The organism is Phenylobacterium sp. (assembly GCF_036821595.1).
Lineage (GTDB): Bacteria > Pseudomonadota > Alphaproteobacteria > Caulobacterales > Caulobacteraceae > Phenylobacterium.
In genome coordinates, this window is record NZ_DAISJG010000081.1 from 1 (window position 1) to 8,592 (window position 8,592).

Genomic DNA, 8,592 nt, shown 5'->3' on the forward strand with positions numbered 1-8,592 from the left:
TGTCGGGCTCTTCCCCGGGCGCGCGTTCTGCGCGGCGTTTCGGTGCGGAAGCCATCGGCGGGTTATTCGTCCTTGCGCCCAAGCTGCCAGCGCTCGGCCGCATGATCCAGCCGTAAGGTTACCGGGAGGTGCGCGGTGCGCGGCGAACGGATTTTAAGGGGAACCACGGAATACACTGACCACACGGACGAGGGCCGACGTTCAGCGCCCTGCAGCGGGGGGCGTCCTTCGACACGGAGGTCACCAAGGACACGAAGACCGCCAAGGGGGCGGGTTGGGGGGCGTGGACCGATGGCGCGGCTCCGCCGCGCCTTGCGATCCGTCTTATCGCCCGACCCAGTTTTCGCAGACGACGGTGGCGGAGTTGACGCCCTATCTAGAAGGACCTGTTCTTTGCCGATGAGGTTCGGATCCACGGCTCTAGCAGCCTTCCTGCTCAGCGCGTTTGCGGGAACGGGAATCGCCAACGCCTGCACCCCCCCGCCTGGATGGCCTCAGAAGGCGGAGCTTTCGCCGAAGGTGGTCGCCGACGTCATCGTATCGCATGCGGCACAGATTGATCTGGTGGTTGCAGATCACTTCACGCACGACGCAGAAGTGGCGCCGCTACCCAAGGTATGGGGTGAAAACGCTTCGCCAGCTGAGCTTTCGGAGTGGGCCCAGAATTGGCGCGAGACTTGGTCCGACGCCGTGCGGATCCACTACCGCGTCGTTGCAACCCTTGTGGGAGGGCAGGCCGCCAAGCTGGAGATAAGCGGCGAAAAACTAACGGCTCCGCTTCCCACCGATCAGAATGTCGAGCGGCGCTTGAAATCATTCCTCAATCAGAAGGACCTCTCGGAGTGGCCAAACCCGGGCGCCTGCGTCACTCCAGTCTTCGCGGCGGTTGGACAGCAATACCTCGTCGCACGTGACTCAAAGGGAAAGTTGCTTGAAGTCGAAATCCCTCTCCGTTTCAGAGGCGAGCAGGGCGCCGCCCATGCACCCGCTGTTGTCCCGGTGAGCGGCGCAGAGGACCCTTGGCTGAAGCTCGTCGAACAAGCGATCTCGCGCGCGCCATAGCGGGTTGCTGCCAACGCTAGTTTTCCGCCCGGCTGCTGTCTGGGGCGACCGCTTCAGGCGCCTGGCGGCGGCGGGTTCGGCTTGGGTCCCGGCTTTCGCCGGGATGAGCGGAGGGGCGCTGGGGGAATGCTCCTCACCCAGGCGGGCGAGCGCCGTGGGAGAGGAGCAGGCTGGGAGGTGGGATGGGTGGAGCGACTGCGCGGCTCCGCCGCCCCCGCTCCGCCTAGTTGACCCTCGCCGGATCGAAGTCGCGGACGAAGCGGTCGAGCAGGCGGACGCCCCAGCCGCGGGCGCCCTTCGGCGCCGTGGCCTGGGCCTCGTTCGACCAGGCCACCGAGGCGATGTCGAGGTGCGCCCAGGGCGTGGCCGGGTCGGCGAAGAAGCCGATCACGTGGGCGCCGATGCTGGCGCCGGCCCCGCCGCCTTCCACCACGTCGCGGATGTCGGCCACCGGGCTCTTCAGGTCCTCGGCCAGCGAGGCGTGCAGCGGCAGGCGCCACACCGCCTCGCCCGAGGTGGCGGCCGCCGCCTGGACCTGGGCGGCCAGGCCGTCGTGGCGGCTGAACAGGCCCGCGTAGTCGTCGCCCAGGGCCGTGCCCACCGCGCCGGTGAGGGTGGCCACGCTGAACAGGGCGGCCGGCTTCCAGCGCTCGTCGGAATAGGCGATGGCGTCGGCCAGCACGACGCGGCCCTCCGCGTCGGTGTTGATCCGCTCCATGCTCTTGCCGCCATAGGCCCGGACCACGTCGCCCGGCCGCGCGGCGCCGCCGCCCGGCATGTTCTCGGCCATGGCGCCCACGGCGACCACATGCACCGGGGCCCGCGACTTGGCGAGCGACAGGACCGTCCCCATCGCGGCGGCGGCGCCGGACATGTCGGTGCGCATCCGCCACATGCCGGCGGCCGGCTTGATGGAGACGCCGCCCGCGTCGAAGGTGATGCCCTTGCCGGTGATCACCACCGGCCGGCCGGCGGCGCCCGGCCCCTTGTACTCGACGATCACCAGCCGGGGCGGCCGGGTGGAGCCCATGCCGACGCTGAGGATGGCGTTCATCCCGCGCCGGGCGAGCTCGGCCTCGTCGAACACCTCCACCGTCACGCCCGGGACGCCCCGGAAGGCGTCGCGGGTGCGCTCGGCGAACCACTGGGGCGTCTTGATGTTGGACGGCTCGGAGATCAGGTCGCGGGTCAGGCGCACGCCCTCGGCCAGGGCGGCGCCGCGGCTCTCGAAGGCCGCCCGCGCCTGGTCGGCCCCGGCGCCGACGATCACCAGCGGCGCCCGCGACGGCTTGCGCTCGGCCGGCGCCTTGAGCCCCGGATAGGCGTAGCCGCCCAGCTCCGCGCCGATGGCGAGCTCGGCGGCGTCGAGCCCCTGGGCCATCACCGCCACCGCCCCGTCGGCTTCGGCGGTCTCGCGCCTGGCCAGCCCGCCCAGGTCCTGCAGCGCCGCCGGGCCCTGCGCCCCGGCCGCGCCCAGCACCACGATCTGCTCGTAGCCGCCCAGCCCGCGCAGGTTGAGCATCTTGCCCGTCTTGTACTCGAAGCGCGCCGCGGCCAGCGCCCGGCGCACCGCCTCGCGGACGGCCGGATCGAGGGCCGCGCCGCGGATCTGAAGGTCCGCCTCGGACGCCAGCGGCAGCACGACCGCGCCGGCGCGCGGCGCCTCCGCGGCGAACTGGACGGGCCGCGCCTGGGCCGAGCCCGCGGCAAGGGCAAGCGCAAGGGTGAAGGCGGCGAGACGGCGCAAGGGCGACCTCCTGTTATGTTGTAACGGCCTTGCTAAGGCCAAACGCCGCCGTGCGCCAGACCCGTCGCAAGGCCGGGCGGAACGTCCGCCTTCCGGGGGGGGCGGGCAGGGTGGCGCCTCCCGCACATTGCCGACAGCGTGGCTCCGGGGTTAGCGTCAGGACGAAGGGAGACCGGTGATGGGGCCAGCCGCCATAGCCATCCTCGCGCTTGTGACGCTCGCGGCGATGTCGCTGACGGCGAACGCCCGGTTCAGGGCCGAGCGCCGGCTGCCGATGCAATGGTCGCGGACCGGCGCGGTGAACTGGACGGCGCCGCGGCCGCTGGCGCTCGCGTTCACGCCGCTGCTGGCCGCGCTCTGCCTGTCAGCCACGGCGGCGTCGGCCACCTTCATTCCGTCTCGACCCGGCCAGGAGGGTCTGGTCATTCCGGCGCTCATCGCCGCGGCCGGCGTCTTCATCGGCGCACACGCGCTGCACCTCTGGCTGATCGCCAGGACCCTCCGCCCGAAGTCCTGAGGCCGGCGCCCGCGGGGCTCGCGGGGTCAGGCCAAGCCCAGCGCGCGGGTGACGGCGGCCTGGTCGAAGTAGGGGCGCTCGCAGAGGATGCGGTCGCTGCCCGGGGTGAACTCGAAGCTCGCCGCCATGCGGACGCGGAAGCTCCGGCCGGTGGGCTCGACGGTGCGGCCCTTGAGCTTCAGGGGGCCGAGGTGCGTGCCGGTCAGCCAGAACTCCACGAGCACGGTGTCGCCGGCGTGGGCGATGGCGATGATCTCGTTGCCCTGGTCGGGGAAGGGCGTGCGGGAGGCGGCGAAGTAGCCGCGCACGGCGGCCTCGCCGTCGAACACCGCGCCGGAGCCGTACATCTCGTAGCGGGGGTGGTCGAAGGTGGCGATCACGCCGTCCCAGTCGTGGACGGTCTCCAGGGCCATGTGATCGCGCACGACCTGGATGCGGCGTTCGGCGAGGGTGGGGTCGGTGGGGCTCATGCGGTGGAGCTTAGGGGGCGCGCTTCGCGCGGTCCACGAACCCCACGAACGAAGAAGAACCACGGATTTCACGGATCACACGGATAGGAGACGCGGAGCCCGGACGTCCTTGCGCGCCGGAGGCGCGCGATCAGGTCCGGCAGCCTCGCCGGGATCGGCCCGGCCGGGACGGCCGCATCCGTGCAATCGGTGAAATCCGTGGCTCGTCGTTCCTGCCGCTTCGTGGAGTTCGTGGACCTTCCCGCGCCTGGCGTCGCCGCTACTGGCTCGCCCCCCTCGCATCGACCGGGATCACGGCTTCCAGCACGTCGCCGCGGACGGCCCAGATCAGGTCGTGGCGGTCGAGGGTGGGGTCGATGTGGCCGGGGATCAGATCGAGGCGGTCGCCGCGGTGGAGGGCGCGGGCGGCGGGCCGCGTGACCATGCCGTGCTCGTCGCCGAAGAAGCGGAAGGCCGCGCCGTCGAGGGCCGGGTCGGCGAGGACCGGCAGGGGGCCGTCGGTGGAGAGCGCCTTGAGGCCGGCGTCGACCGTCACCCACTGCGGATGGTTGGCGCTGATCACCGTGGCGGCGACGAACAGGCTCTGCTCGAAGGCGCCGTCCGGGTCCTCGCCGAGGGCGTCGCGGTAGTCGCGGTCCATGAAGGCGTAGGAGCCGGGCTGGACCTCGCTGAACAGGCCCTGGGCGGCGTCGGCGGCGAAGGTGCCGGTGCCGCCGCCGGTGACGACCTCGACGCGGCCGCCGGCCTCGCGGATGGCGGCGATCGCGGTCGCCAGGCGGGCCATGCCGTCGGCCACGGCGGCGGCGCGGGCGTTGGCGCCCTTCATGTGCTGCCACTGGCCGCCGTAGCCCTGCACGCCCAGGAGGGTGAGCTGCGGGTGGCGCAGGATGGCGCGGGCGACGTCTGCGGCCTGGTCGGGGTCGTGGACGCCGGTGCGGCCGAGGCCCACGTCGACGTCGATGACCAGCTGCAGCGGCGCGCCGGTCGCGGCGAGTTCGGCGACGCCGTCGACGTGGTCGACGACCATGCGGAAGCCGGGGATCGCGCGGGACAGCGCCGCGGCGCGTCCGGCGTTGGCCGCGCCGGCGATCGGCGAGGTCAGGAGGATGGCGCCGATCCCCTCGGCGGCGAGGGCCTCGGCCTCGGCCAGCTTGGCGCAGCAGACGCCGACCGCGCCGGCCTCGATCTGCCGGCGGGCGAGGGTGGCGGACTTGTGCGACTTGGCGTGGGGGCGGAGCGCGAGGCCCGCGGCGTCGGCGCGGGCCTGCATCCTGGCGACGTTGCGCTCGAAGGCGTCGAGGTCGAGGACCGCGGCCGGCGTCGGGATCGCGTGGCGCGAGCCCGGCCGGCCGATCAGGGCCTCGGCGGCGGCGAGGTGGGGGCGGGCGTCCATCACCCCATGTAGGCCGGCATCCAGGCCTCGTGGGCCTGGCGCAGCTCGGAGAGCGCGAGGCTGAAGAGGCCGGGGACGGCCAGCACGTCGCCGCCGGCCTCGCCGACCACCTGGGCCGGGACGCCTTCGGCCTCGGCGGCGGCCAGGAGGGCGTCGGCGGCGCGGGTGGCCACCAGGTAGCGGCCCTGGTCCTCGCCGAACAGGAAGGCGTGGGCGGGGACCTCGTCGGGGGCCCTGAGCTGGGCGCCGACGTCGGAGGCGAGCGCCATCTCGGCCACGGCGGCGACCAGGCCGCCGTCGGAGAGGTCGTGGACCACGTGGACCTGGCCGCTCTGGATCAGGCCGCGCACGAGGTCGCCGTTGCGGCGCTCGGCGGCGAGGTCGACCGGCGGCGGGGCGCCCTCCTCGCGGCCGAGGCATTCGCGCAGGTACATGGACGCGCCGAGCTCGCCGCGGGTCTCGCCGACCAGCACCAGCCGGTCGCCGGGCTTCATGCCGCCGAAGTCGGCGCGGCGGGCGTAGTCGGCCAGCAGGCCCACGCCGCCCACGGTGGGGGTCGGCGGAATGGCCTGGCCATTGGTCTCGTTGTAGAGGCTGACGTTGCCGCTCACGACCGGGAAGTCGAGGGCCGCGCAGGCCTCGGCCATGCCCTCGATGGCGCGGACGATCTGGCCCATGATCTCGGGCCGTTCGGGATTGCCGAAGTTCAGGTTGTCGGTGATGGCGATGGGCGTGGCGCCGACGGCGGTGAGGTTGCGCCAGGCCTCGGCGACGGCCTGCTTGCCGCCCTCGTAGGGGTCGGCCTGGACGTAGCGCGGGGTGACGTCGGAGGTCATGGCCAGCGCCTTGCGGCCGCCGTGCACGCGGACGACGCCGGCGTCGGCGCCGGTGGCGCTGTCCTCCAGGGTGTCGGCCATGACGTGGCGGTCGTACTGCTCCCAGATCCAGCGCTTGGAGGCCATGTCGGGCGCCGACATCAGCGTCAGCACCGCGGCCTTCCAGTCGGCCGGGGCGGCGACGTCGGCCGCGGTCAGGCGGGGCTGCGGCGGCGGCGCGACCCAGGGGCGGTCGTAGAGCGGGGCGTCGTCGAACAGGGGCGCGAGCGGCACGTCGCAGACCACCTCGCCCCGGTGCTTCAGGACCATGTGGCCGGTGTCGGTGGTCCTGCCGATGATGGCGGCGTCGAGGCCCCACTTCTCGAAGATGGCGTGGCCGTCGCGCTCGCGGCCGGGCTTGAGGATGGCCAGCATCCGCTCCTGGCTCTCCGAGAGCATCATCTCGTAGGCGGTCATGCCCTCCTCGCGCTGGGGCACGGCGTCGAGGTCGAGCTCGATGCCGACGTCGCCCTTGCCGGCCATCTCGACGGAGGAGGAGGTGAGGCCGGCGGCGCCCATGTCCTGGATGGCGGCGACGGCGCCGGAGGCCATCAGCTCCAGCGTGGCCTCGATCAGGAGCTTCTCGGCGAACGGGTCGCCGACCTGGACGGTGGGGCGCTTCTCGTCGGAGGCCTCGTCGAACTCCGCGCTGGCCATGGTGGCGCCGTGGATGCCGTCGCGGCCGGTCTTGGAGCCGAAATAGACCACGGAGAGGCCCGGGGCCGGAGCCGCCGAGTAGAAGATCTTGTCGGCGTCGGCCAGGCCCACGCACATGGCGTTGACCAGGATGTTGCCGTCGTAGCCGCGGTGGAAGTTGGTCTCGCCGGCCACCGTGGGGACGCCCACGCAGTTGCCGTAGCCGCCGATGCCGGCGACGACGCCGGAGACGAGGCGCTTCGTCTTCGGATGGCCGGGGTCGCCGAACCGCAGGGCGTTCAGCAGGGCCACAGGCCGCGCGCCCATGGTGAAGACGTCGCGCATGATGCCGCCCACGCCCGTGGCCGCGCCCTGGTAGGGCTCGATGTAGGAGGGGTGGTTGTGGCTCTCCATCTTGAAGATGCAGGCCTGGCCGTCGCCGATGTCGATGACGCCGGCGTTCTCGCCCGGGCCCTGGATCACGCGGGGGCCCTTGGTGGGGAACTTGCCGAGGTGGCGGCGGGACGACTTGTAGGAGCAGTGCTCCGACCACATCACCGAGAAGACGCCCAGCTCCACGAGGTTCGGCTCGCGGTTCAGGCGCTGGACGATCAGGTCGTATTCCTCGGGCTTCAGCCCGAACTCGGCGGCGGTTTCGGCGAGGGTCTTCGAGGGCGCGGCGCTCATGGGGCGCCTTCTAGCGGGACTCTCGCGCCCGCGCGATAGGGGCCGAGCGATCGGGGCGACGGGCCGTCGAGGCGGCGGGACGGCCCCGGTGGCGGAGGCGCGGCGGGTCCTTCGTAGAGCGAACGTTGTTCGCGACAAATCTACTGATCAGCCTCGGTAAGGTAACCGCCTGTTCGGATTCAGTTGAGTAATGTCCCAAGGACGTACTGGATTTCCGAAGAAAAGTTATCAGGCTATGCTTTTGGACAACATGCGTATCTCCCGCAAGCTGACGGTCGGCTTCGCGGCGGTGGTGCTCACCCTGGTCGCCATGGGCGGCTGGACGTTCTACACGCTGAACACCCTGGGCGCGGCCCGGGCGCAGACAGCGAAGGCGAACGAGGTCATCGCGGTCCTGGAGCAGGCCAAGTTCTACCTGGCCCGCCAGGAGAACAGCTACCGCGGCTACCTGCTGTCGCGCGACATGTACTACATGGAGCGGGTCGACAAGCACCGGGGCAACTTCCGGAAGCGCCTGGAAGCCGGGGCGACCCTGCTGGCCGACCGTCCGGACGACCAGAAGACGCTGCAGGGCGTGGGCGTCGCCGCCGACAAGTGGCATGCCGAGATCGTGGTGGCCGGCAAGGTGCTGGCCGACGATCCCCTGACCCTGCAGCAAGCCGTGGACATGGTCGGCCCGGACGGCGCGGCCGACGGCCTGATCGCGCCGGCCGAGGACGGCATCGAGGCGCTCTACGAGGCCACCAACACGCGGATGGAGACCCTGGTCGCCCGCCAGGCGAGCGTGACGCGGACCGCCTACATCACGCTGGCCGCCTGCATCGGCCTGGCCGTGCTGATCGCCACGGCGCTCGGCGTCCTCTTGACCCGGGCCATCGCCCGGCCGGTGACAGCGCTGACCGAGGCCATGCGCAAGCTGGCGTCGGGGGACTACACCGTCGAGGTGCCGGCCCGGGGCCGCCGCGACGAGCTCGGCCTGATGGCCGACGCCGTCTCGGTGTTCAAGGACGCGGGCGTGGAGAAGCTGCGGCTTGAGGGGCTGACCGCCGAGCAGCGCAAGGCGGCGGAGGAGGAGCGGGCCCGCAACGAGGCGGCCAAGGCCCGGGCGGCGGCGGAGCTGTCGGGCGTCGTGGCGGCGCTGGGCGAGGGGCTGGAGCGGCTGAGCGCCGGCGACCTGCGCCACCGCATCGAGATCGCCTTCCCGG

At 72.2% G+C, this 8,592-nt stretch carries 7 protein-coding genes; 3 read left to right on the top strand and 4 right to left on the bottom strand.

What is annotated here, in order from left to right; translation table 11 throughout:
- The first annotated feature begins 519 nt into the window (after positions 1–519).
- On the top strand, positions 520–1,062 hold the full coding sequence (locus V7Z97_RS18060; protein WP_334164830.1) for a hypothetical protein: 543 nt from the start codon (positions 520–522) through the stop codon (positions 1,060–1,062).
- Positions 1,063–1,285: 223 nt separating this feature from the next.
- On the opposite strand, the gene V7Z97_RS18065 is transcribed toward V7Z97_RS18060, so the two are convergent.
- The gene (locus V7Z97_RS18065; protein WP_334164831.1) at positions 1,286–2,809 is read right to left on the bottom strand and encodes a leucyl aminopeptidase family protein; all 1,524 of its coding nucleotides are present in this window, start codon (positions 2,807–2,809) and stop codon (positions 1,286–1,288) included.
- 178 nt (positions 2,810–2,987) lie between these two features.
- Between V7Z97_RS18065 and V7Z97_RS18070 the strand changes: the two genes are divergently transcribed.
- The gene (locus V7Z97_RS18070; protein ID WP_334164832.1) at positions 2,988–3,326 is read left to right on the top strand and encodes a hypothetical protein; all 339 of its coding nucleotides are present in this window, start codon (positions 2,988–2,990) and stop codon (positions 3,324–3,326) included.
- A gap of 26 nt (positions 3,327–3,352) precedes the next feature.
- Here the strand turns inward: V7Z97_RS18070 and V7Z97_RS18075 are convergent, their stop codons facing one another.
- The 3 genes from V7Z97_RS18075 to purL all read right to left on the bottom strand — a co-directional run bounded on the left by V7Z97_RS18075 (position 3,353) and on the right by purL (position 7,387).
- Complete coding sequence (locus V7Z97_RS18075) at positions 3,353–3,796, bottom strand: ester cyclase (RefSeq protein ID WP_334164833.1); 444 nt, start codon at positions 3,794–3,796, stop codon at positions 3,353–3,355.
- A gap of 259 nt (positions 3,797–4,055) precedes the next feature.
- Entirely contained in the window at positions 4,056–5,189 is a 1,134-nt protein-coding gene (locus tag V7Z97_RS18080) for a DSD1 family PLP-dependent enzyme (protein WP_334164834.1), read from the bottom strand.
- Entirely contained in the window at positions 5,189–7,387 is a 2,199-nt protein-coding gene (gene purL, locus V7Z97_RS18085) for a phosphoribosylformylglycinamidine synthase subunit PurL (protein ID WP_334164835.1), read from the bottom strand. Before purL ends, V7Z97_RS18080 begins: the two co-directional genes overlap by 1 nt.
- A gap of 250 nt (positions 7,388–7,637) precedes the next feature.
- Between purL and V7Z97_RS18090 the strand changes: the two genes are divergently transcribed.
- Positions 7,638–8,592 (top strand): HAMP domain-containing protein (locus V7Z97_RS18090; protein WP_334164836.1); only part of this gene is annotated, 955 nt, incomplete at its 3' end.

Bases quoted from the DNA above. Each gene is read 5' to 3' on its own strand.
- V7Z97_RS18070 (WP_334164832.1), top strand. From the start codon at position 2,988: ATGGGGCCAGCCGCCATAGCCATCCTCGCGCTTGTGACGCTCGCGGCG.
- V7Z97_RS18075 (WP_334164833.1), bottom strand. From the start codon at position 3,796: ATGAGCCCCACCGACCCCACCCTCGCCGAACGCCGCATCCAGGTCGTG.
- V7Z97_RS18080 (WP_334164834.1), bottom strand. From the start codon at position 5,189: ATGGACGCCCGCCCCCACCTCGCCGCCGCCGAGGCCCTGATCGGCCGG.
- purL (WP_334164835.1), bottom strand. From the start codon at position 7,387: ATGAGCGCCGCGCCCTCGAAGACCCTCGCCGAAACCGCCGCCGAGTTC.